Below are 26220 nucleotides of genomic sequence, written 5' to 3'. Positions count from 1 at the left end.
GCCGCGTGGCGCTGCCCGCCGGTCTTCGCACAGTGAACATGCAAAGGAGGGGACACCATGAGCGGCCTTCCCACGCCATCTGGAACGACACCTGGAACGCCGTCCGGCGCGGCCGGGCAGCCGGCCGTGCATTCGATCGATGAGTTCGTCTTCAGCGTGCCCGATCTCGAAGCGGCGCGGCATTTCTACGCCAGTTTCGGGCTCGAGGTGCGCGACATCGACGGCGCGCTGGCGCTGCACACCTACGGGCACCCCCACCGCTGGGCGCGGGTGCTGGAGGCCGCAACGCACAAGAGGCTGCAGTGGCTGAGCCTGGGCATCCATGCGGCCGATCTCGATGCCTTCTCGCACCGGATCGACGGCGCGGGGATCGCACGCATTCCTGCGCCGGCCGGTGCGCAGACCGACGGTATCTGGATCGCCAGCCCCGACGGGGTGCCCATCCAGTTGCGTGCAGCCGCCAAGAGCTCTCCGTCGGCGCCCGCACCGCACGAGCTGCCGCCGGCCTGCTGCAATGCCGGCCGCGCGCCGGCTCGCAGCCTCATGCCGCAGATCCGGCCGCTGCACCTGTCGCATGTGCTTTTGTTCTGCGCCGACGTGGATGCCGCGCTGGCGTTCTACACCGAGGTGCTGGGACTCAGACTCTCGGACCGCTCGGGCTCGGTCATCGCCTTCCTGCACAGTCCGCACGGCAGCGACCATCACCTGCTGGCACTGGCCGCATCGCATGGACCCGGCCTGCACCACAGCAGCTGGTGCGTGCCTTCTGTCGACGCCGTGGGCAGCGGCGCCCGGCAGATGGCCGAGGCGGGCTATGCGCAGGGCTGGGGCGTGGGCAGGCATGTGCTGGGCTCCAACTTCTTTCGCTATGTGCGCGATCCCTGGGGCAGCTTCGCCGAGTACTCCTGCGACATCGACTTTGTCGAGGCGGGCGCGGTGTGGCCTGCGGCCGACCATCCTCCCGAGGATTCGCTCTACGTCTGGGGGCCGGACGTGCCCGCCGACTTCGTCACCAACCACGAGCCGCCACGCTGAGGTGCCCGTCAATGCCCCAGACGCAGGAACGCCCCGCTGCCTTGCGGCATCGGGGCGCTGTGCAACAGGGCCGGCTCTTTGGCCGCCTGTCGGTTGATACAAGGATCTGGCGGAGGCTGTGAGATTCGAACTCACGGACGGTTGCCCGTCGGCAGTTTTCAAGACTGCTGGTTTAAACCACTCACCCAAACCTCCGAAGCTCCGTATTCTAGCCGGGCTTGCGTGGGTCCCGAGGGATGCGTGCCGATGCACGACCCGCAATCAAAAAGGCGCCCCTTCGCAGGGGCGCCTTTCGGGGGGCGCAGCGGATCAGCCGCGGGCAGCGATGGCCTGGGCTGCGGCCAGGGCCGTCATGTTGACCACGCGGCGCACGGTGGCGGAGGGGGTCAGCACATGGGCTGCGGCAGCACCGCCCAGCAGGATGGGGCCGATGGTCGTGCCGTGGCCGCCCGTGGTCTTGAGCACGTTGAACAGGATGTTCGCGGCGTCCAGGTTGGGGCAGATCAGCACGTTGGCCTCGCCGTGCAGCGAGGATTCGAGCAGGGCGCGGTCGCGGATGGCTTCGGACAGGGCGGAGTCGCCGTGCATTTCGCCATCGCATTCCACGTCGGGGTTGGCGGCGGCGAACAGGTCGCGCGCGGCGCGCATCTTCAGCGCCGAGGGGCGGCTGGACGAGCCGTAGTTGCTGTGCGACAGGAAGGCCACCTTGGGCGGCAGGCCGAAGCGGGCCACTTCCTCGGCCGCCAGGCGGGCGATGTCGGCCAGCTCGGTGGCGTTGGGCGCCTCGTTGATGTAGGTGTCGGCGATGAACAGCGTGCCGCTGTCCAGCATCACGGCGTTGACGGTGGCGAACTCGCCAGCGCCTTGCTTGAGGCCGAGCACGTCGCGCACATGGGCCAGGTGGCTGTCGAACTTGCCGACCAGGCCGCAGAGCATGGCGTCGGCATCGCCCAGGTGGACCATGAGCGCGGCGATCAGCGTGTTGGAGCGGCGCACGGCGGCCTTGGCGGTCTCGGGCGTGACGCCGTTGCGGCCCATCAGGCGGTGGTAGGTTTCCCAGTACTGGCGGAAGCGCGGATCGTCCTCGGGGTTGCAGATCTCCACGTCCTTGCCCAGCACCAGACGCAGGCCGGCCTTGGCGATGCGGGCCTCGATCACGGCGGGGCGGCCGATCAGGATGGGCTTGGCCAGGCCGTCATCGACGGCGACCTGGGCGGCGCGCAGCACGCGTTCGTCCTCGCCTTCGGCATAGGCCACGCGCTGCTGGTTGGCCTTGGCAGCGGCGAACACCGGACGCATGAACATGCTGGTCTGGTAGACGAAGCGGGTCAGGCTCTCGCGGTAGGCGTCGTAGTCGGCGATGGGGCGGGTGGCGACACCGGATTCTTCGGCGGCCTTGGCCACGGCCGGCGCGATGCGCAGGATCAGGCGGGTGTCGAAGGGCGTGGGGATCAGGTAGTCGGGGCCGAACTTCAGCTCCTTGCCCTGGTAGGCGGCGGCGACTTCATCGCTGACGTCCTGCTTGGCCAGTGCGGCGATTTCGCGCACGCAGGCCAGCTTCATGGCTTCGGTGATCTTGGTGGCGCCGCAGTCCAGCGCGCCACGGAAGATGTAGGGGAAGCACAGGACGTTGTTGACCTGGTTGGGGTAGTCAGAACGGCCCGTGGCCATGATGCAGTCCGGGCGCACGGCCTTGGCCAGCTCGGGGCGGATCTCGGGTTCGGGGTTGGCCAGGGCCAGGATGATGGGCTTGTCGGCCATGGTCTTGACCATGTCGGCAGTGAGCACGCCGGGAGCCGAGCAGCCCAGGAAGACGTCGGCATCCTTGACGGCATCGGCCAGGGTGCGGGCGTCCGTCTTTTGCGCGTACTGGGCCTTGGAGGCGTCCAGGCCACCGGGGCGGCCTTCGTAGATCACGCCCTTGGAGTCGCACATGAAGACGTTTTCGCGCTTGACGCCCAGGCCCACCATCACGTTCACGCAGGCGATGGCGGCGGCGCCGGCGCCGGAGACGGCGATCTTGACGTTGCCGATCTGCTTGTCCACCAGCTCCAGCCCGTTGAGCAGGGCGGCGCTGGAGATGATGGCCGTGCCGTGCTGGTCGTCATGGAACACGGGGATGTTCATGCGCTTGGACAGCTCCTGCTCGATGTAGAAGCACTCGGGCGCCTTGATGTCCTCGAGGTTGATGCCGCCCAGCGTGGGTTCGAGCGAGGCGATGATCTCGATCAGCTTGTCGGGATCGCGCTCGGCCAGTTCGATGTCGAACACGTCGACGCCGGCGAACTTCTTGAACAGGCAGCCCTTGCCTTCCATCACCGGCTTGCCGGCCAGCGGGCCGATGTCACCCAGGCCCAGCACGGCCGTGCCGTTGGTGATGACGCCGACCAGGTTGCCGCGCGCCGTGTATTCGGCGGCCAGCGAGGGGTCGGCCTGGATGTCCAGGCAGGGGTAGGCCACGCCGGGCGAATAGGCCAGCGACAGGTCGCGCTGGTTGGACAAGGGCTTGGTGGGCGTGACGGAGATCTTGCCCTTGTTGGGGCTGCGATGGTATTCGCGGGCTGCGTCGCGCAGGGCTTGTTCGGCGTTGGACAGGTTTTGGGTCATACAGGAATTCTCTGCAAATGCTCTCGGAGCTTACCGGATAGCTACAGCCTATGAGGGTCAGGACAGTTTTGCCTCAGGGATTTCGACAACAAGCCCCCTGGCGCCTATGGACGGCAGGGGGCGCACGGCCCGGCGGGTAGGCCGGGCGGTTGTTGGGCGTGCCCGCCAGGGCGGGCACTGTTTCATCAGTGGGCGTCTGCCTGGCGTGCGGCCCGGACGGCAGCAGAGGTGTCGCTGCTGGCTCCGTTGAAGAAAATGTTCAATGCCACCGCGGTAATCGAGGCCAGCAGGATACCGGATTCGATCAACGGATGAATGCCGTGGGGCATCCATTGGCGGAAATTCGGCGCCACCAGCGGAATCATGCCCACGCCGATGGACACGGCGACGATCATGGCGTTGTTGCGGTTGGTCTGGAAATCCACGTTGCTCAGGATGCGGATGCCGGTGGAGGCCACCATGCCGAACATCACCAGGCCCGCGCCGCCCAGCACCACGGTGGGCAGGGACTCGACCAGGGCGCCCATCTTGGGCAGCACGCCCAGCACGATCAGGATCACGCCGCCGGCCACGCAGACCCAGCGGCTCTTGACGCCGGTGACGGCGACCAGGCCCACGTTCTGCGAGAAGCTGGTGTAGGGGAAGGTGTTGAAGATGCCGCCGATCAGCGTGCCCAGGCCGTCGGTGCGCAGGCCGCGGGTCAGCTCGTCCTGGCTGATCTTGCGATCGGTCATGTCGCCCAGGGCCAGGAACATGCCGGTGGACTCGATCATCACCACCACCATCACCAGGCTCATGGTCAGGATGAGGATGGGGTCGAACACCGGCGTGGCGATTTCGAAGGGCAGCACCATCGTGAACCATTCGGCCTTGGCGACCTTGCTGAAGTCCATCAGGCCCATGGCCACGGACAGCACGCCGCCGATCAGGATGCCCATGAGCACCGAGACGTTGGCCAGGAAGCCCTTGGCAAAGCGCGCGATCAGCAGGATGGACAGCAGCACGATGGCCGAGATGCCCACGCCGGTCAGGTCGCCGTACTTGGGGTTGGGAATGGTGGGCACGACCGCGAAGCCCTTGGGCACGGGCGGCAGCGAGGAGCCCGGCGCGCCGGCCGTGGCCTGGGCGTCGGCCAGCCATTTCAGGTGCTCGGGGTTGGGCACGCTGGGCGCGGTGGGGCCGACGGGGTTGCCGAAGATCCAGTTCACGCCCACGCGCATCAGGCTGATGCCGATGACGGCAATGATGGTGCCGGTCACCACGGGCGGGAAAAAGCGCAGCATGCGGCTGATCAGCGGGGCGATGAGGATGGACACGATCCCCGCCCCGATCACCGAGCCGAAGATCAGCCCCGCCCCCGCCGAGCCGCCCGTGGTCTGCGCCATGGACACCATGGGCGCCACGCTGGCGAAGGTCACGCCCATCATCACGGGCAGCTTGATGCCGAACCACTGGGTCGCGCCCATGGCCTGGATCAGCGTGATCAGGCCGCAGCAAAACAGGTCGGCCGAGATCAGGTGGGCCACCTGCTCGGGCGGCAGGTTGAGTGCGCGGCCGACGATCAGGGGCACGGCCACGGCGCCCGCATACATCACGAGAACGTGCTGCAGGCCCAGCGCCGTGAGCTTGCCTGCGGGCAGCATCTCATCGACGGGATGAACGGAAGATTGCATGGGGATTTGTCTCCTCGGGATTTATGGGAACGGACGCCGGCGTGGCAGGTTTCGGCGCCAACATCCATACAAAAAGTGTATACAGATCATGGGAAATTTCTGCTCCCGGTAAACCCTGTTGCGGCAGTCGCGCCAACCCGTTTTGGTGCGCATCGCCTGCCAGGGCGGGAGTGCCATGGTGCATTGCAAGATGGATGCCAGCCGCCTGGCAGGCACCAGGCACCGTGCTGGTGCCTGGCGGCCGCTGTGGCGCGGCTTGGGCGCGGCTCGTGCGTGGCTCGGGCGCACGGCATGGGCTGCGGTGGTGCATGCGCCCCGATGCGGTGCCCGGGCGCAAAAAAGCCCGGCGGCGCCGGGCTTGGGTGTCAGGCCTTGATGCGGGCCGTCAGGCGGTCAGGCCGTCAGGTCGCACAGCATGCGCGCGATGACCTTGGTGGCGCGGCGCAGGTCCTCCAGCACCAGGCGCTCGTCGGCGCGCTTGGCATGGGACTCCAGCACGGTGCGCGGGCCGGCGCCGTAGATCACGCCGGGAATGCCGCGCTCCACGTACAGGCGCACGTCGGTGTACAGCGGCGTGCCCACGGCCGGGGGCTTTTCGCCGAAGACGGCTTCGCCATGGGCCTGGATGGCGTCCACCAGGGGCTTGTTGCCGGCCAGCGGCGTCATGGCATTGGCCAGCAGCAGGCGCTTGATGTCCACGCGCACGGCATCCTCGCCCGTGTAGCCGCCCTTGGCGTTGAAGTCGGCAATGGCCTGGGCAATGACGGCGCGGATGCTGGCCTCGACCTCGGCGGGGTTCTCCTCGGGGATCATGCGGCGGTCGATCTTGAGCACCACCTTGCCGGGCACCACGTTGGTGTTGGTGCCGCCTTCGATGCGGCCGATGTTCAGGTAGGGGTGCTTGATGCCCGGCACCTTGGAGGTCACCTGCTGGTATTTGGTGTTCTCGGCGTACAGCGCGTTCATCAGCACCACGGCGGCCTGCAGCGCGTCCACGCCGGTGTGGGGCACGGCGGCATGGGCCATCTTGCCCTGCACGGTCACTTCCATCTGCAGGCAGCCGTTGTGGGCGGTGACGACTTCGTAGCTGAAGCCGGCCGCGACCATCAGGTCGGGTTGGGTGAGGTTGTTGGCCAGCAGCCAGCCGGGGCCCAGGATGCCGCCGAATTCCTCGTCGTAGGTGAAGTGCAGTTCCACCGCGCCCTTGGAGGGCTTGGCCACGGCTTCGAGCGCACGCACGGCGTAGGTGAAGGTGGCGAAGTCGCTCTTGCTCACGGCGGCGGCGCGGCCGTAGAGCTTGCCGTCCTCGATGGCGGCGCCATAGGGGTCCTGGGTCCAGCCCTCGCCGGGCGGCACCACGTCGCCGTGGGCGTTCAGCGCAATGGTCAGGCCGCCGCCGGCGTCACCTGCGCTGCCGTAGGGGCGGCGCACGATCAGGTTGGTGATGGATTCCATGCCGTAGGCCTTGACCTCGGCCTCGGGCACGGTGTGCTTCTCGGCCTCGTAGCCGAAGGTCTTGAGCAGCTCGGCCGTGCGCTCGGCGTGGGGGGCGTTGTTGCCGGGCGGGGTGTCGGTCGGAACCTGGACCAGGGCCTGCAGGAATTGCACCTCTTCATCGAAATGCTGGTCGATCCAGGCGTCCAGGGCGGCGTAGGTGGCTTGCTTGTCTTGGTTCATGTTGGTCATTGCTGCTCTTGGGCCAGTTGGTTCAGTACGTGGGAGAAGGCATCGACGGACAGTTGCATGTCGTCGGCGGTGGAGCTTTCCAGCGGGTTGTGGCTGATGCCGGCGTTCAGGCCGCGTACGAACAGCATGGCCTGGGGCATGATTTCATGCAGCTTCATGGCATCGTGGCCGGCGCCGCTGGGCATGCGGTACAGGGGCACGCCCAGGGCGTCCACGGCGGCTTCCCAGCGCTGCTGCCATTCGGGGGCGCTGGGAGCGGCGGCGGCCTTCATGGCCAGCTCGGTGCTGTAGCGCAGGCCACGGCGCTGGGCGATGGCCTCGATCTCGGCCAGGATGTCGGCCACCATGGCGTCGCGCTGCTCGTTGGTGGGCGCGCGCAGGTCCAGGCTGAACTGGCAGCGGCCGGGAACCACGTTGACCGAGCCGCTGGGCACATTGAGCTGGCCCATGGTCGCCACCGAGGTGCCGTCGCGCGCGGCGCGCTTTTCGATGTACAGCGCCAGCTCGGCCACGCCGCAGGCGGCATCGCGGCGGCGGTCCATGGGCGTGGTGCCAGCGTGGCTGGCCATGCCGATCATCTCGCAGATGTAGCGCGCGCTGCCGTTGATGGAGGTGACGATGCCCAGCGGGATGTCCAGCTCGTTGAGCACCGGGCCCTGTTCGATGTGCACCTCGATGAAGCCCAGGTAGCGGGCCGGATCGCGCTGCAGCTTCGGGATGTCGTCAATGCACAGGCCGGCATGCTGCATGGCCTCGCGCAGGGTGATGCCGTCGGCATCCTTTTGCTCCAGCCATTCCTGCCTGAAGTCGCCGATCAATGCGCCCGAGCCCAGGAAGGTGGCCTTGTAGCGCTGGCCTTCCTCTTCCGCAAAACCCACGACCTCGATGTGGAACGGCAGGCGCCTGCCCTGGCGGTGCAGCTCGCGCACGCAGGCCATGGGCACGAAGATGCCCAGGCGGCCGTCGTACTTGCCGCCGTTGCGCACGGTGTCGTAGTGGCTGCCGGTCAGCAGGGTCTTGGCATCGTCGGTGGCCGCCTTGTAGCGGCCCACGACGTTGCCCACGGCGTCGATCTCGACCTCGTCGAAGCCGCAGTCGCGCATCCAGTGGCTGATGCGCTGGGCGCAGGCGCGGTGGGCGTCGGTGAGGTAGGTGACGGTGAGCTGGCCCTTTTCGGCATAGCCGGGGTCGCTGTGCTGGGCCAGCTTTTCCTGCCAGTCCCAGACATCGTTGCCCAGCTCGGGCGTGTAGCCGAACTTGTCGTTCAGGCGGATCTCGGCAATGCGGTGGATGTTGCGCAGCGCCTCGCCCAGCTCGAAGTCGGGGTGGTTGTGCAGGCGGCGCTCGAAGGTCTCGATGATCTCGGCCTTGGCCAGGCCCGCGCCGCGCGGACCGCGCACGGCCAGGATGAAGGGAAAGCCGAAGCGCTTGCCGTACTCGGCGTTGAGCTTGCGGATGTGCTCCAGCTCCTCGGGCGTGCAGCGGGTCAGGCCGGCCTTGTTCTGCTCGTTGGTGGATTCGGCCGTGAGCGTGTTGGTCTCCATGGCCTTGCCGGCCAGCTCCGGGTGGGCGCGGATCAGGTCGAGCTTGGCCTGCACCGGCGCCTTGTCCAGCACCTGGGCCATGGCGTACTTGATCTGTGCCAGCGAGCGGAAGGGGCGCTGGGCCAGCGCGGCCTCGGCAATCCAGGGCGAGTGTTCGTACAGGCCGTCGAGCAGACCGGTGGCGGTGGCCAGGTCGGCGGCATTGAGTTGTTCCAGCGTCAGAGCCATGCTGCGTTATTCCTTGTCGGGATGGTGGTGCGCCCAGTGGCGCGCGAGGTCGATGCGGCGGCAGACCCAGACCTTGTCGTGCCGCTGGATGTGGTCCAGAAAGCGCTGCAGTGCCGTGATGCGGCCGGGGCGGCCCAGCAGGCGGCAGTGCATGCCAATGCTCATCATCTTGGGGGAGTCATCGCCGGCCGGATCGCCCTCGGCGTAGAGGGCGTCGAACGTGTCCTTCAGGTATTGGAAGAACGGGTCGGCGTGCGAGTAGCCCTGGGGCAGGGCGAAGCGCATGTCGTTGCAGTCCAGCGTGTAGGGCACGATGAGCTGGCTGCGGGTGCTGCCGTCGCTCTTGCCGACCTTCATCCAGAAGGGCAGGTCGTCGCCGTAGTAGTCGCTGTCATAGGCGAAGCGGCCGTCGTCGGCCACCAGGCGGTGGGTGTTGGGGCTGTCGCGGCCCGTGTACCAGCCCAGGCCGTGGTCGCCATCGTGGCCATACAGCTCGCCGAAGATCTCCATGCACTGGCGCATGTGCTCGCGCTCGACCTCGGCGGGAATGTTCTGGTAGTGGATCCACTTGAGGCCGTGGCAGGCCACTTCATGGCCCAGCTCGTCGAAGGCCTGGGCCAGCTCGCGGTGCTTTTGCAGGGCCGTGGCCACGCCGAACACGGTCAGCGGCAGGCCGCGCTTCTCGAACTCGCGCAGGATGCGCCAGACACCGGCGCGCGAGCCGTACTCGTAGATGCCTTCCATGCTCATGTGGCGCTCGGGGTAGGCGGCCGGATTGAACATTTCGGACAGGAACTGCTCGCTGGCGGCATCGCCGTGCAGCACGCAGTTCTCGCCGCCCTCTTCATAGTTGAGGACGAACTGCACGGCCACGCGGGCCTGGCCGGGCCAGCGGGCGTGCGGGGGCGTGCGACCGTAGCCGATCAGGTCGCGGGGATAGGGGGCAGTGGCGTCGTAGGTCATGCGGATACGGAGGAAAGGGCCATCGAAAGATCGCTGGTCGGCATGTCGCGGTCGAAGGTCAGGCCGGCTTCCACGTGGTCCAGGTGCTGCTGCATGAGCTGCACGGCGTGGTCGGCGTCGCCGCCGGCCAGGGCCGTGACGATTTCGGCATGCTCGTCATGGGAATGCTCGGCGGCCGTGCTGGACTGGTACATCAGCGTGATCAGCGCGCAGCGCGAGATCAGCTCGCCCAGCAGCTGGGCCAGCACCTCGTTGCCCATGAGTTCGGCCATGCGCACGTGGAAGTCGCCCAGCAGCTCGGTACGCTGGCCGACGTCGTTGCCGTCCATGGCCTTTTTCTCGGCCGCCACGTGCTGCCGCAGCGCGCGGATCTTGGCCGGCGTGCTCTGGGCGATGAAGGCGCGCACCATCTCGGCTTCGAGCATGCGGCGCACGGCGAAGACCTGGCGCGCCTCGTCCACCGAGGGCGTGGCCACGAAGGCCCCGCGCGCGGGTTCGAGCCGGATCAGGCGGTTTTGCGACAGCTGGAACAGCGCCTGGCGCACCAGGGTGCGCGAGACGCCGAAATGGTCTGCCAATTTCTGCTCGGCCAGCTTGGTGCCGGGCAGAAGACGGTGTTCGACGATGGCCCGGGTCAGGCTCTCGACAATGAAACTGGTGGTGGAAGTCTCCATTCAGCCATCATAGCGGCTGGTCACAAGAGTTGTATACAGTTTCTGTCTACTGCTTATTGGCGTTTCCCCGCATACGGCATCCCTTTTCAGAAGCCGGGCGCGGCCGTATCGAAGTGCCGTGCCAGGTGCTCGACAAAGCGCTGCACGCGCTGGGTTGCCGCATGCCGCTGCGGATAGACCACATGGATGTCGGCCGGCGCCGTGGCATGGTCGACCAGCACCTGCACCAGGCGGCCGCTGCGCAGGTAGCGGGCGATATCCCATTCGGCGCGCATGACGATGCCCAGGCCGGCCAGGGCCCAGCCCACGGCGATCTCGCCATCGTTGGTGCTCAGGCTGTCGCGCAGGCGGATGGCCTCGGTCTTGCGGCCGGGGCCGTTGTGGGTGAAGCGCCAGACGCCGTGGGTGTCGTCGCCCTGGCGGATGTCGATGCAGTCGTGCTGCATCAGCTCGCGCGGGGTGGCCGGCGTGCCGCGCCGTGCCAGGTAGGCGGCAGACGCGCACAGCAGCCGCCGGTTGGGCGCCAGGCGCCGCGCGATGACGCGCGCGTCCGGCGGCTCGCCAAAGCGTATGCACAGGTCGAAGCTGTCATCGACCAGGGGCGGCGGCGAGGCCGACAGCTGCAGCTGTACCTGGATCTGCGGGTGCCTGCGCACGAAGCTGGCGATCAGCGGCGCGATATGGCTGCGCCCGAATCCCAGCGTGGCATTGATGCGCAGCAGGCCCTGCGGCTGCCCGGGCATGCCGGCCACGGCCTGCTCCATGGCGGCAATGTCGTCCAGGATGCGCCGCGCATGGGCCAGGTAGGTCTGGCCCTCATCGGTCAGGCCCAGGCGCCGCGTCGTGCGGCTGACCAGTTGCACGCCCAGCCGCGCCTCCATCTGGGACAGGCGCTTGCTGGCCGCCGGCGTGGTGATGCCCAGCTCGCGGGCCGTGGCCGACAGGCTGGCGCTGCGGGCCAGCAGGCAGAAGAAGGCCATCTCCGATGGCGCTGAGACGGGTGTGCTCATTGTTGAATCAAAGTGAACGATGCCATCACTCTAGAGGCGCGCGCGGCGTTGTTCCATCGATAGATTCACGGACAAGGCCATGGATCCGCATGGCGCTTCATCCACCGCAATCCAAGGAGCCCTCATGACAAAGACATACCGCATCGCCTGCATTCCCGGCGATGGCATCGGCAAGGAAGTGGTGCCCGCAGGGCAGGAGGTGCTGCAGGCGCTGGCCGAAACCCAGCCCGGCCTGGGCTTTGCCTTCACCAGTTTCGGCTGGGGCGGCGACTGGTACCGCGCGCACGGCGAGATGATGCCGGCCGACGGGCTGGACGCGCTGCGCGGCCAGGACGCCATCCTGTTCGGCTCGGCCGGCGACCCGCACATTCCCGACCATGTCACGCTGTGGGGCCTGCGCCTGAAGATCTGCCAGGGGTTCGATCAGTACGCCAATGTGCGGCCCACGCGCATCCTGCCCGGCATCGATGCGCCGCTCAAGCGCTGCGCGCGAGAGGATCTGGACTGGGTCATCGTGCGCGAGAACTCCGAAGGCGAATACGCGGGCGTGGGCGGCCGCGCCCACCAGGGCCATCCCATCGAGGTGGCCACCGACGTGAGCATGATGACCCGCGCGGGCGTGGAGCGCATCATGCGCTTTGCCTTCCGCCTGGCGCAGTCGCGGCCGCGCAAGCTGCTGACGGTGATCACCAAGTCCAACGCCCAGCGCCATGCCATGGTGATGTGGGACGAGATTGCGGTGCAGGTGGCCGCCGAGTTTCCCGACGTGCGCTGGGACAAGGAGCTGGTGGACGCGGCCACGGCGCGCATGGTCAACCGCCCCGCCTCGCTGGACACCCTGGTCGCCACCAACCTGCATGCCGACATCCTCAGCGACCTGGCGGCCGCGTTGGCCGGCAGCCTGGGCATTGCTCCCACGGGCAACATCGACCCGGAGCGCCGCTACCCCAGCATGTTCGAGCCCATCCACGGATCGGCCTTCGACATCATGGGCCAGGGCCTGGCCAACCCCGTGGGCACGTTCTGGAGCTGCGTGATGCTGTTGGAGCACCTGGGCGAGCACCGCGCCGCGCAGCGGCTGATGCAGGCCGTGGAGCAGGTGACGGCCGATGCCTCGCTGCACACGCGTGACCTGGGCGGCAAGGCCACCACGCGCCAGGTCACCGACGCGGTCTGCGCACGGCTGCGCGCGCAGACCGCCGAGGTCCAGGCCGAGCCCGTGCCTGCCTGAGTGCGCGCTGCATGGTCCGATAACCCACAAAAGAACAGACAGGAGACAAGCCATGAACCGCATCACCAGGGTTGCCGCAGCGTGCGCGCTGGCCGCCGCCATTCCTGCCACCATCCCAACTGCCTGGGCCCAGGCCTGGCCGGCGCGCCCCGTCAACCTCATCGTGCCGTTTCCCGCAGGCGGCACCACCGATGTGCTGGCACGTGCGCTTGGCCAGGAGCTGTCCAAGAGTCTGGGCCAGCCCGTGGTCGTGGAAAACCGCCCCGGCGCGGGCGCCACCCTGGGCGCCGACCATGTGGCCAAGGCGAAACCTGACGGCTACACCTTGCTCATGGGCGCCGTCCACCACACCATTGCCACCAGCGTCTACCGCAGGCTGGGCTATGACTTCCAGAAGGACCTGGCGCCCATCACCGTGGTGGCCGTGGTCCCCAATGTGCTGGTGGTCAATCCGCAGGTGCCCGCCAAAACCGTGCAGGAGCTGCTGGCCCAGGCCCGGGCCCAGCCCGGCAAGCTGGCCTATGGCTCCAACGGCGCGGGCACGGGCCAGCACCTGATCGGCGCGCAGTTCGAGTCCATGGGCGGCGTGGAGCTGCTGCACGTGCCCTACAAGGGCAGCGGGCCGCTGACCACGGACCTGCTGGGCGGGCAGATCGCCATGTCCTTCGATACCGTCACGCCCGTGCTGCCCCACATCAAGGCCGGCAAGCTGCGTGCGCTGGCCGTGACCACGGCCAGGCGCTCGGTGGCCCTGCCCGATGTGCCCACGCTGGACGAAGCCGGCCTCAAGGGCTTCGACATGGGCACCTGGTTCGGCGTGCTGGCACCGGCCGCCACGCCCCGCGAGGTACTGGCGCGGCTGGGCGCGGACATGAACCGCATCATCGAGTCCCCGCAGTTCCGCAGGAAGATGGAGGAGATAGGCGCCGAGCCCATCGGCGGATCACCCGAGCAGATGGCGCGCCAGATCCGCGACGACACCGACCGCTTCGCCAGGCTGGTGAAGGATGCCAAGGTGGCCCTGGATTGAGTTGAGTTGGCGCGAGGAACGAGGCCGGGCGAATCAGTTGTGACTTGACCGCATGCCACCGCCGGTGCAGGAAATTCCATAATGCCCGGCGGAGACAACACACCATGACCAGCACCACGGACCTGCACCTCACCGATCCCCAAGCCTTTCTGCTCGACCTCTACCGCGCTGCGGTCAAGGATGCGCAGCCCCTGTACAGCATGGCCCAATGCCTGCCAAAGCCTCCCAAGGGCCGCACCCTGGTGCTGGGCGCGGGCAAGGCCGGCGGCTCCATGGCCCAGGCGCTGGAGGCGCTGTGGCCAGCGGACGCGCCGCTCTCCGGCCTCGTGGTCACGCGCTACCACCACATCCCGCCGCGCCCCGAAGGGCTGGCGCAGCGCATCGAAGTGGTCGAGGCTGCCCACCCCGTGCCCGATGCGGCAGGCCTGGCCGCCGCCGAGCGCATCCTCGCGCTGACCGAAGGGCTGACCGAGGACGACCTCGTGCTGTGCCTGATCTCGGGCGGCGGCTCGGCCCTGCTGACCCTGCCGGCCGAAGGCATCGACCTGGAGGAAAAGCAGCGCATCAACCGCGCCCTGCTGGAAAGCGGCGCCGCCATCGGCGAGATGAACTGCGTGCGCAAGCACCTGTCGCGCATCAAGGGCGGGCGCCTGGGCGCGGCCTGCGCGCCTGCGCGCGTGGTCACGCTGACCATCAGCGATGTGCCGGGCGACGATCCCTCCATCATCGCCAGCGGCCCCACCGTGCCCGATGCCAGCAGCTGCGCCGACGCGCTGGCCATCCTCACGCGCTACCGCATCGAAGTGCCCGAATCCGTGCGCCGCGCGCTGGAGGCGGGCGAGCTGGAAACACCCAAGCCCGGCGACGCGCGCTTTGACGGCCATGAGGTCCACATGATCGCCACGCCCCAGCACTCGCTGGAGGCGGCCGCACGCGTGGCCGAGGCCGCAGGCCTGCGCACCCATGTGCTGTCCGACGAGATCGAGGGCGAATCGCGCGAAGTCGCCAAGGTCCACGCCGCCCTGGCGCGCGCCGTGTCCCGCCACGGCCAGCCGTTTGCAAGGCCCTGCGTGATCCTGTCCGGCGGCGAAACCACGGTCACCATCCGGCAGCGCCCGGCCGGCACGCCCAAGGGGCGCGGCGGCCGCGCGGGCGAGTTCTGCATGGGCCTGGCCCAGGCCCTGCAGGGGCAGGAGAAGGTCTGGGCGCTGGCGGCCGATACCGATGGCATCGATGGCGTGGAAGACAACGCGGGAGCGCGCGTGTCACCGGATACCCTGGCGCGGGCCCAGGCCCAGGGCATGCGGATTGCCGAGTACCTGGACCGCAATGATGCGTATGGGTTCTTTGATGCGCTGGGGGATCTGGTAGTGACCGGGCCCACGCATACCAACGTGAATGACTTCCGGGCGATTCTGGTTCTTTGAGAAGATCCGGGCCGTAGCCATTAGGGGCGTTGGCGTTCGCTTTTACCTTTTCTGGCTATGGCCGAAGTCGACGGTCTCCCCGGCGTTCAGGCAGTTCTGAACATGGTTCATGACTGACTGAATGCCGGCTTCCTGCGCCTCGGGGTTGCCCGGCATCTGCGAGGCCAGGCGGGTCGCCGCTGCATGGATGACCTTGTATGCCGCTTCAAGCTCGGGGTACTCATGCAAGGCTTCCCGCTCGTTCAACCGCTCGAAGGCCAAGGCGCGGCTCGGCCGTACTGCGCCGCGCAGCAAGTCGGGCAGGGGCGGATGGGCTTTCAGCCTGTCCTGCGTGCGCAGGATTTTTCGCATGGTGTTTTCGTGCTGGACGTGTGGCTTCGCCAGCTCGTTCACGCTGCGGTCGCGGGCGATATGGAGAAGATCTCGCCCGGTCTCGCTGTGTCCGAATCGTGCCCAATCGACCTCATATCCAGCTTCCCTGGCGAGCTGCCGGGTGAAGGTGCGAAGCGTGCGGCTGTTGCCATCGCTGAAGGGATGGGCGTAGTCCAACTCGATGTACATCCTGGCAAGCCGTGCCGTGAATTCAGCGGTCTTCAAGCCGCGCAGCTCGTCGGGGTTGGCTTCTTCGAGGGCCTTGTCGAGTCTGGCCATGGCCGCGTCGTCCATGCGTGAATAGACGACATGGAAAGTGCCTCCCATGGTCGATAGGCCGCGCTGCTTCATCCAGTCCTGGCCATGAGGCACCTGTGTTCTGAATTCGCCAGGCGTGACCTCGTGGAAGCCGGCGTCCGGCAAGTCCTGGAAGATGCGATGGTGGACTGCCTTCAGGTGGGCAGCGTCGAAGCTGCCACGCACAGGCTCCAGTTCCAGCTCGACAAGCCGTTTGAATGTGTGATCGGCTTCGAGTTGCTGACGCTGCGCTGCAGCCAACGTGTTCGCGGATGCTGACAGGGACTCATCGCGCATTGACCTTCACCTGGACGAAATCGGCAAGCTGGATATCACCCCGGATGAATTGGCGTGCGCCGGCCTCAGCCGCTTCGGAAGGCGTGAAGCCTTCCAGCCCGACGGACGCGCGGGCGAAGTTGACGGCTGCTTCGCGCCGGCGTTTCTCCGTTGCAGAAATGGCGGCGTTCACAGGGCCGCTGACGCGTTCACGCGATTGGTTGACATAGGCGCGCATCAACTCGCGCAGCACTTGTGCTGCGGGGCGGTTTTCCAGCAAGGCGGCGTCGGCAAACTCCGAGCGCAGCTCAGGCTCGACACGAAATGTCATTTGCACTTCTTTGGACATGGCTGGCACCTCGCAACACGGGGATCACACAGGCCGTTCGGGCGGCATTCCTATCAATGTACATACATTGCATTGCCAATGCGCAGCGCCTGGCCTCACGCCCCGCGCGGCAGCGTCTCCCACCATTCAGCATCGAACCGCCCCTGCAGGAAGGCGATGAAGGACTGCACCTTCTGCGGCACCAGGCGTGGCGAGGGGTAGACGGCGTGGATTTCCTGCTCGGGCAGGCGGCAGGTCTTGAGGACTTCGACCACGCGGCCGGCCTGCAGCGAGTCGTGGGCCACGTAGCGGGGCAGGGCGGCGATGCCCATGTGCGAGCGTGAGGCCGCCAGCAGGGCCGAGAGGTTGTTGGAGCGCAGGCGGCCGGTGACGGGCACGGACACGGGCTCGCCGCTGGCGTTGCGCAGGCGCCAGAGGTCGTTGCCCTGCACGCTGCTGTAGATCAGCGTGGCGTGCTCCTTGAGGTCCGAGGGGCGGCGCGGCGTGCCGCGCTTGCGCAGGTAGGCGGGCGAGGCCACCAGCACCCAGGGGTTCACGCCCAGCGTGCGTGCGCCCAGGCTGGAGTCGGCCAGCTTGCCCAGGCGCAGGGCCACGTCGATGCCGTTGGCCACCAGGTCGGTGTAGCGGTCCTCGAAGCTCAGGTCGATCTGCACCTGGGGGTTGTGCGTCATGAACTCCAGCGCCAGCGGGATCAGCACGCGCCGGCCGAAGGCCACCGAGCTGCCGATGCGCAGCTGGCCCTGCACCTGGGTCTGTCGCACCTGCACCACCTTGTCCGCCTCGGCCACGTCGTTGACGATGGTCTTGCATTTCTCGTAGTACAGCGCGCCCGCTTCGGTGAGGCTCACGCCACGCGTGTTGCGGTTGAGCAGGCGCACCTTCAGGCGCGTCTCCATGGCCGCGACCTGCTTGGTCACCGTGGGCTGGGTGGTGGCGAACTCGTGCGCGACCTTGGTGAAGCTGCCGGTCTCCACCACGCGCACGAACATGTGCATGGCATCGAGTCTGTCCATGGTGCTGTCTCCTTTTTCATTGATAGTTATTCCTGCACGGAATAAATTTTATGGTCTGTGCAGGCGTTCCGCCAACAGGCCCGTCTGCCTAGAGTTGTCTCCAGTTTGAAGGAGACCTCCATGGCGAAAATGAAAGCAATCGAAGCCGCAGTCCGCGTGCTGGAAAAAGAAGGCGTTACCGTCGCATTCGGCGTTCCCGGTGCCGCCATCAACCCGCTGTACGCAGCGCTCAAGGACCATGGCGGCATAGGCCATATCCTGGCGCGCCACGTCGAAGGCGCAAGCCACATGGCCGAGGGCTACACCCGCGCCGTGGCCGGCAACATCGGCGTGTGCATCGGCACCAGCGGCCCGGCCGGCACGGACATGATCACGGGCCTGTACTCGGCCAGCGCGGATTCGATTCCGATCCTGTGCATCACGGGCCAGGCGCCGCGCTCGCGTCTGCACAAGGAAGATTTCCAGGCCGTGGACATTGCCTCCATCGCCAAGACCGTGACCAAGTGGGCCACCACGGTGCTGGAGCCGGCCCAGGTGCCGCGCGCCTTCCAGCAGGCCTTCCACCTGATGCGCTCGGGCCGCCCCGGCCCCGTGCTGATCGACCTGCCCATCGACGTGCAGCTGGCCGAGATCGAGTTCGACATCGATACCTACGAGCCCCTGCCTGTCTACAAGCCGGCCGCCACGCGCAAGCAGGTGGAAAAGGCCATCGCCATGCTCAACGAGTCCGAGCGTCCGCTGCTGGTGTCGGGCGGCGGCGTGATCAACGCCGATGCGTCCGAGCTGCTGGTGGAGTTCGCCGAGCTGCTGGACGTGCCCGTGATCCCCACGCTGATGGGCTGGGGCACCATCCCTGACGACCACCGCCTGATGGCCGGCATGTGTGGCCTGCAGACCAGCCACCGCTACGGCAATGCCACCATGCTGGCCTCCGACTTCGTGCTGGGCATCGGCAACCGCTGGGCCAACCGCCACACGGGCTCGGTCGAGGTCTACACCAAGGGCCGCAAGTTCGTGCACGTGGACATCGAGCCCACGCAGATCGGCCGCGTGTTCGCGCCCGACTACGGCATCGTCTCGGATGCCGGCGCGGCGCTGCAGCTTTTCGTGGAGGTGGCGCGCGAGTGGAAGGCGGCTGGCCGCCTGAAGGACCGCAGCGGCTGGGTGGCCGAATGCCAGGCCCGCAAGAACAATGTGGAGTACCTGCGCAAGACCAATTTCGACAACGTGCCCATGAAGCCGCAGCGTGTCTACCAGTGCATGAACCGCAGCCTGGACAAGGACACCTGCTACGTCTCCACCATCGGCCTGTCGCAGATTGCCGGCGCGCAGTTCCTGCATGTCTACAAGCCGCGCAACTGGATCAACTGCGGCCAGGCCGGCCCGCTGGGCTGGACCGTGCCGGCCGCCCTGGGCGTGCGCGTGGCCGACCCGGCCCGCAAGATCGTGGCGCTGTCGGGCGACTATGACTTCCAGTTCATGATCGAGGAGCTGGCCGTGGGCGCGCAGTTCAAGCTGCCCTACATCCATGTGCTGGTCAACAACAGCTACCTGGGCCTGATCCGCCAGGCGCAGCGCGCCTTCTCCATCGACTACTGCGTGCAGCTGGCCTTCGACAACATCAATGTCGACGACAAGGAAGAGTCCAAGGGCTACGGCGTGGACCACGTCAAGGTGGTCGAGGGCCTGGGCTGCAAGGCCATCCGCGTGCACCGTCCCGAGGACTTCGCGCCCGCCATGCAGCAGGCCGAGGCCTGGATGGCCGAGCACCGCACGCCGGTCGTCGTCGAGGTCATCCTGGAGCGCGTGACCAACATCTCCATGGGCGCCGAGATCGACAACGTGATCGAGTTCGAGGACCTGGCCGCAGCGCCTGCCGACGTGCCCAGCGCCCTGGCCCTGCTGGATTGAAGCAAGGCACCCCCTGAGCGGCTGCGCCGCTTCCCCCTCTCTTCGGAGGGGGACGATGCCATCGCTGCGGGGCGGCCCTTGCCTGGCATTCCTGGCTGGCGCTGCGCCAATGCCTGCATGGCGGGCGGTGCAGGCAATCGGGGGTTCCGATTTCCATTGCCCCTTGGGCATTTTTACCGGCGGGCGCCTTGCGTGCCCTGCCGCTCCCAACCCACCAAACGACTACCGGAGACTTCTGACATGCCCCGTTTTGCTGCCAACCTCAGCATGCTGTTCACCGAGGTGCCCTTCCTCGACCGCTTCGAGCGCGCGGCGCGCGCCGGCTTCGAGGCCGTGGAATTCCTGTTTCCCTACGCCCACACGGTCCAGGAGATCAAGGAGCGCGTCGACGCCCACGGCCTGCAGATCGTGCTGCACAACCTGCCGGCCGGCGACTGGGATGCGGGCGAGCGCGGCATTGCCTGCCACCCCGACCGCGTGGACGAGTTCCGCGCCGGCGTGGCCAAGGCCGTGACCTATGGCCATGCGCTGGGCGTGCCCCAGCTCAACTGCCTGGCCGGCAAGGCGCCTGCCGGTGCCGATGCCGCGCTGCTGCGCCGCACCTTCGTGGACAACCTGCGCTTTGCCGCATCGGCGCTGAGCGCGGCCAATCTGCGCCTGCTGATCGAGCCCATCAACCCCTTCGACATTCCCGGCTTCTACCTGAACCGCACGGACGAGGCCCTGTCCATCCTCGACGAGGTGGGCGCGCCCAACGCCTTCGTGCAGTACGACATCTACCACGCCCAGCGCACCGAGGGCGAGCTGGCGGCCACGCTGCAAAAGCACCTGGCCCGCATCGGCCACGTGCAGCTGGCCGACAACCCGGGCCGCAACGAGCCGGGCACGGGCGAGATCAACTACCCCTTCCTGTTCGCGCACCTGGATCGCATCGGCTACCAGGGCTGGGTGGGCTGCGAGTACAAGCCTGCGCGCGATACCGAATCGGGCCTGGGCTGGCTGGACGCCCACACCAGCGTGCGCGCGGCAGTCGCCGCCTGAGCGCCGCCGGAGTTTTTTCTCAGCTTTTCAAAAACGACAAGGAGTACACAGCATGAATGCATCCTCTCTCAAGCTTGGTTTCGTGGGCCTGGGCATCATGGGCGCGCCCATGGCAGGCCACCTTCTGGCGGCTGGCCACCAGCTCTTCGTGAACACCCTGGGCAAGATCCCGGCGCAGATCGCCGAGAGCAGCGCCACCCAGTGCACCACGGCGCGCGGCGTGGCCGAGCGGGCCGACATCATCTTCCTGATGCTGCCCGACACGCCCGATGTCGAGAAGGTGCTGTTCGGCGAGGACGGCGTGGCCGCCGGCCTCAAGGGCAGCAGCGGCAAGGTGGTGGTGGACATGAGCTCCATCTCGCCCGTGGCCACCAAGGACTTCGCTCGCCGCATCGAGGCCATCGGCGCCCAGTACCTGGATGCGCCGGTCTCCGGCGGCGAGGTGGGCGCCAAGAACGCCACGCTGTCCATCATGGTCGGCGGCCCCGAGGACGTGTTCGCGCGCGTCAAGCCGCTGTTCGAGCGCATGGGCAAGAACATCACCCTGGTGGGCGGCAATGGCGACGGCCAGACCGCCAAGGTGGCCAACCAGATCATCGTGGCGCTGAACATCGAGGCGGTGGCAGAGGCCCTGCTGTTCGCATCGCGCGCCGGCGCCGACCCGGCCCGCGTGCGCGAGGCGCTGCTGGGCGGCTTTGCCTCGTCCAAGATCCTGGAGGTGCATGGCGAGCGCATGATCAAGCGCACGTTCGACCCGGGCTTCCGCATCTCGCTGCACCAGAAGGACCTGAACCTGGCCTTGAGCAGCGCGCGCCAGCTCGGCGTGTCCCTGCCCAACACCGCCCAGGCCCAGGAGCTGTTCAACAGCTGCGTGGCCCACGGCGGCGCGAACTGGGACCACTCGGGCATGGTGCGTGCGCTGGAGATCCAGGCCAACTTCGAGGTCGGCCAGAAGGTCCCGGCCTGATGCCGCGCCACTGACAACGCGATTGGTGGGAGGGCGGCCTTGCGCCGCCCTGTTGTGAAAAGCCGCGCTCGGCAACGGGCGCGGCTTTTTCTTGCTTCAATAGCCCAGTGTCTGACCGTCGGGGTTGCGCGGGTCGGAGGCGCCGTAGAGCATGCCGTCGCGCAGCTGGATGGTCTGCGTGCGGCCCATGGATGCCTTCACGGCAACGTTGTGGCCGCGCGACTTGAGCAGGGCCACGGTGTCGGGGCTGATGCCCTTTTCCACGCGCAGTTCGTCGGGCGTCCACTGGTGGTGAAAGCGCGGCGTGGCGGCGGCCTCGGCCGGGTTCATGCCGAAGTCGATGGTATTGACCACGGTCTGCAGCACGGTGGTGATGATGCGCGCGCCGCCGGGGCTGCCGGTGACCAGCACGGGCTTGCCGTCCTTGAGCACCATGGTGGGCGTCATGGACGACAGCGGGCGTTTGCCTGCGGCCACCGCATTGGCATCGCCGCCGACCAGGCCGTAGGCGTTGGCCACGCCGGGCTTGGCAGAGAAGTCGTCCATCTCGTTGTTGAGCAGGATGCCCGTGCCCTTGGCCACGATGCCGCTGCCGAAGTTGGTGTTCAGCGTATAGGTCACGGCCACGGCGTTGCCCATCCTGTCCACCACGGAGTAGTGCGTGGTCTGGTCGCTCTCGTAGGGCTGGGGCTTGCCGGGCTTGATGTCCTTGCCGGCGCGCGCCTGGTAGGGGTCGATGCCGGCGGCCAGCGCCTCGGCGTAGCGCTTGGACGTCAGGCCCTTGAGCGGCACGGTCACGAAGTCCGGGTCGCCCAGGTATTCGGCCCGGTCGGCATAGGCCAGCTTCATGCCTTCGGCCATGTAGTGAATGCTCTGTGCGCTGTTGGCGCCCCACTGGTTCATGGGCCAGCGTTCCATCATGTTGAGGATCTGGATCAGGTGGGCGCCGCCGGAGGACGGGGGCGGCATGGTCACGATCTCATAGCCGCGATAGGTGCCGCGCACGGGCTCGCGCTCGACCACCTTGTAGTTCTTGAGATCCTGCAGCGACAGGGCGCCCGCATGCGGCGCCATCTCGGCCGCGAGCTTGCGGGCAATGGCGCCTTCGTAGAACACCTTGGAGCCCTGCTGCCCGATCAGGCGCAGCGACTGCGCCAGGTCCTTTTGCACCAGGCGGTCGCCGCGCTTGAGGGGCTCGCCGTTGCGCCAGAAGATGGCCTGGGTGGCGGGCCACTGGCCCATGTTCTTCTTTTCCTGCTCCAGGATCTTGGCCAGGGTCTCGCTGACCGTAAAGCCCTTGTCGGCCAGCTTCACGGATGGCGCAATCACCGTGGACAGCGGCAGAGAGCCCCATTTCTTCAATGCATGCTCCATGCCGGCCACGGTGCCGGGCACGCCCACGGCGTAGTGGGTGTACAGCGACTTGCCGTCAATGACCTTGCCGTCCGCGCCCACGTACATGTCCCGCGTGGCCTTGGAGGGTGCGACCTCGCGGAAGTCCAGCGCAATGTTCTTGCCGCTCTTGGCGTCGTGCACGATCATGAAACCGCCGCCGCCGATGTTGCCGGCATTGGGCAGGGCCACCGCCAGCGCAAAGCCCATGGCCACGGCGGCATCCACCGCATTGCCGCCCGACTTCAGGATCTGCAGGCCGATGCGCGAGGCCAGCTCCTGCTCGCTGGACACCATGCCGTTCCTGGCCACGACGGGATGGAATACATCCATGTCGAAGTCATAGGCTGCACTGGCCGCCTGGGCTGCATTGCTTTGCGTGATGGGCGCTGCCGCCGGTGCAGGTGCTGCGGCCACCGGCGCTGGCGGCGCCGAGGCCGCGGGCGGCTGTGTGCTGCTGCAGGCGGCCAGGCTGGCAATGGCCAGCGCCAGGCTGGTTGCCAGCAAGGGGGAGCGAAATGGCATCGGTATCTCCTTGGCAGATGAAACAGTGGAACCGTTGAAATGAGCGAAAGTCCTTTGCCGCCCGGTATGCGATGGCCGCAGGGCCTGCAGCCGGGGCGGCGGCGGACCACAGTGTAGAAGCATGGCGTTGCAGGCCTGCCCACGGGCCGCTGCCGACGCCGAAAGTGCGGGTATCTGCCTAGGCTCGAGCTGCATGGCCCACTTCAAGGGCGTACAAAAACTGTATACACTTTGCGAATGCACGAGGGGGCCGCGAGTGCTGTCGCGCGCCGCGCTTCGTGCATCGACCAACCAATGACAACCGGGCGGGCCAGCTCCCGCCGCACAGGAGATTTCCATGGGCCTGAGCACCCACGTCCTCGATACCATGAATGGCTGCCCCGCAGCCGGCATGGCTGTCGCGCTGTATTCCACCGATGGCGACCAGGCCACGCTGATCAAGAGCCTGGTGCTCAACCACGACGGCCGCACCGATGCGCCGCTGTTCGACAACAACAGCCTCAGGCCCGGCACCTACCGGCTGACCTTCGACGTGGCGGCCTACTTCAAGGCCCGTGGCGTGCAACTGCCCGAGCCCAACTTCCTCAACAAGGTGAGCCTGGACTTCGGCGTGGCCCATGCCGACCAGCATTACCATGTGCCCCTGCTGGTCAGCCCCTGGAGCTATTCGACGTACCGGGGCTCCTGAGCCCTGGACTGCAGGCGCAGGCTGTCGGGGGATGGCCTGGAGTGAAACCTGAAATGACGAACGGGCCGCATTGCGGGCCGTTGCTTTTGCATCTCCAGCAAGCGTGCGGCCTACTTGCCCTTGGAATGCCCCATGGCCACGACCAGGGCCGAGATGAAGAAGAAGGCCTGCAGCTCCAGCGCCCAGCCTCCCGAGCTGTGCAGCTGCATCACCTGGCCCGTGTGCACCAGCGCGAAGGCCACGATCATGTTGACCGCAATCACCAGCGCCGCGGGCACCACCCACAGGCCCACCAGCAGCAGCAGCGGCGCCACCACCTCACCCAGATACACCGCATAGGCCAGCCAGCCCGGCGCGCCCGCGGACTCCACCATGCGCTCGATGCTGCCTATGCCGTAGCGGATCTTGGCCCAGCCATGAAAAAGCAGCAGGACCGCAAGCGTGACGCGCAACAGCACCATGGCTGCCTGGGGATGGTGAAAGTGGCTCCAGAACTTCATGAACTCCCTCGATGTGGATGGGCCCGGTGGGCCGGGTATTGCTGTGGGTGCATTCTGGCATCAGCGGGCTTTCGGTGTCGGCTGTGGCGGCCCGGAACGGGATTTTCAGACATTTCCTGCGGGCCTGTAGTCCTATGGCGCAACTTGTGACATGTCTCATCACAAGTACCGCAAAGCGGCCTAGCATCGTCCCCAGCCTGTCTCCGAAGCGGTTTGCGAGCACTGGTAGGGGTGCCCGGGACCGGGAGGCAAGGTGATCAATCCAATGAACCGATGGGGTCTCCCCAAAACGTCCAATCAAGAAAGGCAGGTTTTCCCATGCGTCAGTTTTCTTTGCGTACCGTCGTGATGGCCACTGCACTGGCGGCCGGCAGCGTGGCCATGGTCGGCTGCACCACCACCAAGCCGGAAACCCAGTCCGCGCCGCGTGCTGATTCCACCACCGTCAATGCGCGCGCCAACGCTGCGCTGGAGCGGCTGTACCAGACGGCGCCGGGCTCCAAGGAAATGGTGGCCCGCTCCAAGGGCGTGCTGATCTTCCCCTCGGTGATCGGCGGCAGTTTCGTCATCGGTGTGGAGCATGGCCGCGGCGTGCTGCGCGTCGGCGGCCAGAACAAGGGCTTCTACAGCACCACGGGCGCCTCGGTGGGCTGGCAGGCAGGCGGCCAGTCCAAGGCTGTGATCTATGTGTTCAACACCCAGGAAGCGCTGGATAAGTTCCTGGCCAGCGACGGCTGGTCCGTGGGCGCGGATGCCACGGTGGCCGCAGGCAAGGTGGGCGCCAATGGCAGCGTGGACACCACGACCGCCCAGGGCCCCGTCACCAGCTACGTGCTGACCAACGCGGGCCTGGAAGCCGGCGTGTCGCTGCAGGGCTCGAAGATCACCAAGGTGGTCGAATGATCCCGGCCCTGAGGGGCCTTTGAACGAAACCGGCCTGCGGGCCGGTTTTCTTTTGTGCGGGCGGATCAGGCGCTGCCGGTTGCGCCGTCTTCACTGGCGGATTGCGGCGCAGCGGGCGCGAGCACGGCCTGCTCTATGCGTTCCAGGCGCTTTTCGATACGCTCCACGGCTTCGGCGCTCATCTTGATGTCGTAGATGCTCACGGGCTCTTCGCATTCCAGCGAAGGGTCCGTCGAGGCCGACAGGCGGCCCAGCAGGGGGGCCTCGAACGTGGTCTGCAGCCGGGCCACGACTTCGGCGTTCATGGAACGGCCGGTGCGCTTGGCTGCCTCCTCGACGAGGTCCTTGAGTTCCTGCGGCAGGCGCAGCTTGTACTGAGGATCGGTCTGTTTCATCGCCGGCAATCATGGACCGGAAAGGTATTGACTGCAAGGGACCTGATAGGTATTGTTGCTTCGGGACCAGCACGGTCCCGCGCAAGGGATGCCATGAAGACAGTGAAGCAATCGGGCCACAGCCATCAGGAACCCTCACCGCAGCACCAGGAGGTGCTGGCGGTGGATGCGTTGTGCCATATGGGAGCGGCCCTGGGCGTGCTGGAGCTGCATGCCGAACGCGCCGGCTCGGCCATGGTGTGTGCCGCGCGTGATTTGCTGCGTGGCTACCACGCCAGCGCTGACCAGGCGGTGGCCGGCCTGCAGGCCGGCGGCCGCTCGGCAGGCGTGCTGCCGCAGCTGTCGCAGGACCTGGGCTATGCCATCGAGGTCATCGATCGCGTGAACGATGACGCACCGGACGACCTGGTGCTCTATGCCGTGACCTGCCTGCTCAGAAGCGCCCGAAGCTTTGCCGACGGCCAGCCGTGCGCAGCGGCCTGA

At 67.1% G+C, this 26220-nt stretch carries 23 protein-coding genes and 1 tRNA gene; 10 read left to right on the top strand and 14 right to left on the bottom strand.

All coding sequences use genetic code 11. The features are described 5' to 3' along the window. Positions 1–57: 57 nt before the first annotated feature. Positions 58–1035, top strand: a complete 978-nt coding sequence (locus AAN986_RS21550; protein WP_047217825.1) for a VOC family protein — start codon at positions 58–60, stop codon at positions 1033–1035. A gap of 107 nt (positions 1036–1142) precedes the next feature. On the opposite strand, the gene AAN986_RS21545 is transcribed toward AAN986_RS21550, so the two are convergent. The 8 genes from AAN986_RS21545 to AAN986_RS21510 form a co-directional block, all read right to left on the bottom strand. After that, positions 1143–1230, bottom strand: a tRNA-Ser gene (locus tag AAN986_RS21545). Positions 1231–1344: 114 nt separating this feature from the next. Beyond that, positions 1345–3642: an NADP-dependent malic enzyme gene (locus tag AAN986_RS21540; RefSeq protein WP_012204029.1), complete on the bottom strand. Its 2298-nt coding sequence runs from the start codon at positions 3640–3642 to the stop codon at positions 1345–1347. Positions 3643–3827: 185 nt separating this feature from the next. Further along, positions 3828–5315 carry a nucleobase:cation symporter-2 family protein gene (locus AAN986_RS21535; protein WP_016449790.1) on the bottom strand — a complete coding sequence of 496 codons (1488 nt, stop codon included), beginning with the start codon at positions 5313–5315 and terminating at the stop codon, positions 3828–3830. Positions 5316–5708: 393 nt separating this feature from the next. Then, the gene (locus tag AAN986_RS21530) at positions 5709–7001 is read right to left on the bottom strand and encodes a M20/M25/M40 family metallo-hydrolase (RefSeq protein ID WP_016449789.1); all 1293 of its coding nucleotides are present in this window, start codon (positions 6999–7001) and stop codon (positions 5709–5711) included. After that, positions 6998–8773, bottom strand: a complete 1776-nt coding sequence (gene uraD / locus AAN986_RS21525) for a 2-oxo-4-hydroxy-4-carboxy-5-ureidoimidazoline decarboxylase (protein ID WP_016452630.1) — start codon at positions 8771–8773, stop codon at positions 6998–7000. Before uraD ends, AAN986_RS21530 begins: the two co-directional genes overlap by 4 nt. A 6-nt stretch (positions 8774–8779) precedes the next feature. Next, complete coding sequence (puuE, locus tag AAN986_RS21520) at positions 8780–9736, bottom strand: allantoinase PuuE (protein WP_047217824.1); 957 nt, start codon at positions 9734–9736, stop codon at positions 8780–8782. Further along, the gene (locus tag AAN986_RS21515; protein WP_012204034.1) at positions 9733–10410 is read right to left on the bottom strand and encodes a GntR family transcriptional regulator; all 678 of its coding nucleotides are present in this window, start codon (positions 10408–10410) and stop codon (positions 9733–9735) included. The genes puuE and AAN986_RS21515 overlap by 4 nt, the downstream gene beginning before the upstream one ends. A gap of 86 nt (positions 10411–10496) precedes the next feature. Further along, entirely contained in the window at positions 10497–11420 is a 924-nt protein-coding gene (locus AAN986_RS21510) for a LysR family transcriptional regulator (RefSeq protein ID WP_349335478.1), read from the bottom strand. 124 nt (positions 11421–11544) lie between these two features. Between AAN986_RS21510 and AAN986_RS21505 the strand changes: the two genes are divergently transcribed. The 3 genes from AAN986_RS21505 (at position 11545) to AAN986_RS21495 (ending at position 15108) form a co-directional block, all read left to right on the top strand. Continuing rightward, positions 11545–12651, top strand: a complete 1107-nt coding sequence (locus tag AAN986_RS21505) for a tartrate dehydrogenase (RefSeq protein ID WP_349335477.1) — start codon at positions 11545–11547, stop codon at positions 12649–12651. 52 nt (positions 12652–12703) lie between these two features. Next, positions 12704–13681 carry a tripartite tricarboxylate transporter substrate binding protein gene (locus AAN986_RS21500; RefSeq protein WP_047217822.1) on the top strand — a complete coding sequence of 326 codons (978 nt, stop codon included), beginning with the start codon at positions 12704–12706 and terminating at the stop codon, positions 13679–13681. 104 nt (positions 13682–13785) lie between these two features. Next, complete coding sequence (locus AAN986_RS21495; protein WP_047217821.1) at positions 13786–15108, top strand: glycerate kinase; 1323 nt, start codon at positions 13786–13788, stop codon at positions 15106–15108. A gap of 42 nt (positions 15109–15150) precedes the next feature. Here AAN986_RS21495 and AAN986_RS21490 read toward each other — a convergent pair whose 3' ends face one another. The 3 genes from AAN986_RS21490 to AAN986_RS21480 form a co-directional block, all read right to left on the bottom strand. Then, positions 15151–16074, bottom strand: coding sequence for a Fic family protein (locus tag AAN986_RS21490; protein WP_047217820.1), 924 nt, complete (start codon positions 16072–16074; stop codon positions 15151–15153). Continuing rightward, on the bottom strand, positions 16064–16402 hold the full coding sequence (locus tag AAN986_RS21485; protein ID WP_241150341.1) for an antitoxin VbhA family protein: 339 nt from the start codon (positions 16400–16402) through the stop codon (positions 16064–16066). The genes AAN986_RS21490 and AAN986_RS21485 overlap by 11 nt, the downstream gene beginning before the upstream one ends. Before the next feature lie 95 nt (positions 16403–16497). Beyond that, the gene (locus AAN986_RS21480) at positions 16498–17415 is read right to left on the bottom strand and encodes a LysR family transcriptional regulator (RefSeq protein ID WP_016449783.1); all 918 of its coding nucleotides are present in this window, start codon (positions 17413–17415) and stop codon (positions 16498–16500) included. Between the two features lie 120 nt (positions 17416–17535). Here AAN986_RS21480 and gcl point away from each other — a divergent pair, with 120 nt between their 5' ends. From gcl to glxR, 3 genes are all read left to right on the top strand, one after another. Continuing rightward, complete coding sequence (gcl, locus tag AAN986_RS21475) at positions 17536–19326, top strand: glyoxylate carboligase (RefSeq protein ID WP_016449782.1); 1791 nt, start codon at positions 17536–17538, stop codon at positions 19324–19326. Between the two features lie 240 nt (positions 19327–19566). Then, entirely contained in the window at positions 19567–20367 is an 801-nt protein-coding gene (gene hyi, locus AAN986_RS21470; protein WP_047217819.1) for a hydroxypyruvate isomerase, read from the top strand. 52 nt (positions 20368–20419) lie between these two features. After that, positions 20420–21334 carry a 2-hydroxy-3-oxopropionate reductase gene (gene glxR, locus AAN986_RS21465; RefSeq protein ID WP_047217818.1) on the top strand — a complete coding sequence of 305 codons (915 nt, stop codon included), beginning with the start codon at positions 20420–20422 and terminating at the stop codon, positions 21332–21334. A gap of 96 nt (positions 21335–21430) precedes the next feature. On the opposite strand, the gene ggt is transcribed toward glxR, so the two are convergent. After that, positions 21431–23251, bottom strand: coding sequence for a gamma-glutamyltransferase (gene ggt, locus AAN986_RS21460; RefSeq protein WP_016449779.1), 1821 nt, complete (start codon positions 23249–23251; stop codon positions 21431–21433). A gap of 337 nt (positions 23252–23588) precedes the next feature. Between ggt and uraH the strand changes: the two genes are divergently transcribed. Beyond that, on the top strand, positions 23589–23939 hold the full coding sequence (gene uraH, locus AAN986_RS21455) for a hydroxyisourate hydrolase (protein WP_016449778.1): 351 nt from the start codon (positions 23589–23591) through the stop codon (positions 23937–23939). A gap of 110 nt (positions 23940–24049) precedes the next feature. On the opposite strand, the gene AAN986_RS21450 is transcribed toward uraH, so the two are convergent. Then, positions 24050–24439 carry a DoxX family protein gene (locus AAN986_RS21450; protein ID WP_016449777.1) on the bottom strand — a complete coding sequence of 130 codons (390 nt, stop codon included), beginning with the start codon at positions 24437–24439 and terminating at the stop codon, positions 24050–24052. 318 nt (positions 24440–24757) lie between these two features. Here AAN986_RS21450 and AAN986_RS21445 point away from each other — a divergent pair, with 318 nt between their 5' ends. Beyond that, entirely contained in the window at positions 24758–25342 is a 585-nt protein-coding gene (locus tag AAN986_RS21445; protein WP_016449776.1) for a YSC84-related protein, read from the top strand. A 65-nt stretch (positions 25343–25407) separates the two neighbouring features. Here AAN986_RS21445 and AAN986_RS21440 read toward each other — a convergent pair whose 3' ends face one another. Continuing rightward, positions 25408–25737 (bottom strand): Arc family DNA-binding protein, encoded by a 330-nt coding sequence (locus AAN986_RS21440; RefSeq protein WP_047217817.1) that lies wholly within the window; start codon positions 25735–25737, stop codon positions 25408–25410. Between the two features lie 93 nt (positions 25738–25830). Here AAN986_RS21440 and AAN986_RS21435 point away from each other — a divergent pair, with 93 nt between their 5' ends. Further along, on the top strand, positions 25831–26220 hold the full coding sequence (locus AAN986_RS21435; RefSeq protein WP_016449774.1) for a hypothetical protein: 390 nt from the start codon (positions 25831–25833) through the stop codon (positions 26218–26220).

This window comes from Delftia sp. DS1230 (assembly GCF_040112715.1).
Lineage (GTDB): Bacteria > Pseudomonadota > Gammaproteobacteria > Burkholderiales > Burkholderiaceae_C > Comamonas > Comamonas tsuruhatensis.
This window is presented reverse-complemented; position numbering and strand designations above follow the sequence as displayed.

What these genes read in the sequence shown, in the direction of transcription:
- AAN986_RS21550 (WP_047217825.1), top strand. Translation starts at nt 58, where the DNA reads ATGAGCGGCCTTCCCACGCCATCTGGAACGACACCTGGAACGCCGTCC.
- AAN986_RS21540 (WP_012204029.1), bottom strand. Translation starts at nt 3,642, where the DNA reads ATGACCCAAAACCTGTCCAACGCCGAACAAGCCCTGCGCGACGCAGCC.
- AAN986_RS21535 (WP_016449790.1), bottom strand. Translation starts at nt 5,315, where the DNA reads ATGCAATCTTCCGTTCATCCCGTCGATGAGATGCTGCCCGCAGGCAAG.
- AAN986_RS21530 (WP_016449789.1), bottom strand. Translation starts at nt 7,001, where the DNA reads ATGACCAACATGAACCAAGACAAGCAAGCCACCTACGCCGCCCTGGAC.
- uraD (WP_016452630.1), bottom strand. Translation starts at nt 8,773, where the DNA reads ATGGCTCTGACGCTGGAACAACTCAATGCCGCCGACCTGGCCACCGCC.
- puuE (WP_047217824.1), bottom strand. Translation starts at nt 9,736, where the DNA reads ATGACCTACGACGCCACTGCCCCCTATCCCCGCGACCTGATCGGCTAC.
- AAN986_RS21515 (WP_012204034.1), bottom strand. Translation starts at nt 10,410, where the DNA reads ATGGAGACTTCCACCACCAGTTTCATTGTCGAGAGCCTGACCCGGGCC.
- AAN986_RS21510 (WP_349335478.1), bottom strand. Translation starts at nt 11,420, where the DNA reads ATGAGCACACCCGTCTCAGCGCCATCGGAGATGGCCTTCTTCTGCCTG.
- AAN986_RS21505 (WP_349335477.1), top strand. Translation starts at nt 11,545, where the DNA reads ATGACAAAGACATACCGCATCGCCTGCATTCCCGGCGATGGCATCGGC.
- AAN986_RS21500 (WP_047217822.1), top strand. Translation starts at nt 12,704, where the DNA reads ATGAACCGCATCACCAGGGTTGCCGCAGCGTGCGCGCTGGCCGCCGCC.
- AAN986_RS21495 (WP_047217821.1), top strand. Translation starts at nt 13,786, where the DNA reads ATGACCAGCACCACGGACCTGCACCTCACCGATCCCCAAGCCTTTCTG.
- AAN986_RS21490 (WP_047217820.1), bottom strand. Translation starts at nt 16,074, where the DNA reads ATGCGCGATGAGTCCCTGTCAGCATCCGCGAACACGTTGGCTGCAGCG.
- AAN986_RS21485 (WP_241150341.1), bottom strand. Translation starts at nt 16,402, where the DNA reads ATGTCCAAAGAAGTGCAAATGACATTTCGTGTCGAGCCTGAGCTGCGC.
- AAN986_RS21480 (WP_016449783.1), bottom strand. Translation starts at nt 17,415, where the DNA reads ATGGACAGACTCGATGCCATGCACATGTTCGTGCGCGTGGTGGAGACC.
- gcl (WP_016449782.1), top strand. Translation starts at nt 17,536, where the DNA reads ATGGCGAAAATGAAAGCAATCGAAGCCGCAGTCCGCGTGCTGGAAAAA.
- hyi (WP_047217819.1), top strand. Translation starts at nt 19,567, where the DNA reads ATGCCCCGTTTTGCTGCCAACCTCAGCATGCTGTTCACCGAGGTGCCC.
- glxR (WP_047217818.1), top strand. Translation starts at nt 20,420, where the DNA reads ATGAATGCATCCTCTCTCAAGCTTGGTTTCGTGGGCCTGGGCATCATG.
- ggt (WP_016449779.1), bottom strand. Translation starts at nt 23,251, where the DNA reads ATGCCATTTCGCTCCCCCTTGCTGGCAACCAGCCTGGCGCTGGCCATT.
- uraH (WP_016449778.1), top strand. Translation starts at nt 23,589, where the DNA reads ATGGGCCTGAGCACCCACGTCCTCGATACCATGAATGGCTGCCCCGCA.
- AAN986_RS21450 (WP_016449777.1), bottom strand. Translation starts at nt 24,439, where the DNA reads ATGAAGTTCTGGAGCCACTTTCACCATCCCCAGGCAGCCATGGTGCTG.
- AAN986_RS21445 (WP_016449776.1), top strand. Translation starts at nt 24,758, where the DNA reads ATGCGTCAGTTTTCTTTGCGTACCGTCGTGATGGCCACTGCACTGGCG.
- AAN986_RS21440 (WP_047217817.1), bottom strand. Translation starts at nt 25,737, where the DNA reads ATGAAACAGACCGATCCTCAGTACAAGCTGCGCCTGCCGCAGGAACTC.
- AAN986_RS21435 (WP_016449774.1), top strand. Translation starts at nt 25,831, where the DNA reads ATGAAGACAGTGAAGCAATCGGGCCACAGCCATCAGGAACCCTCACCG.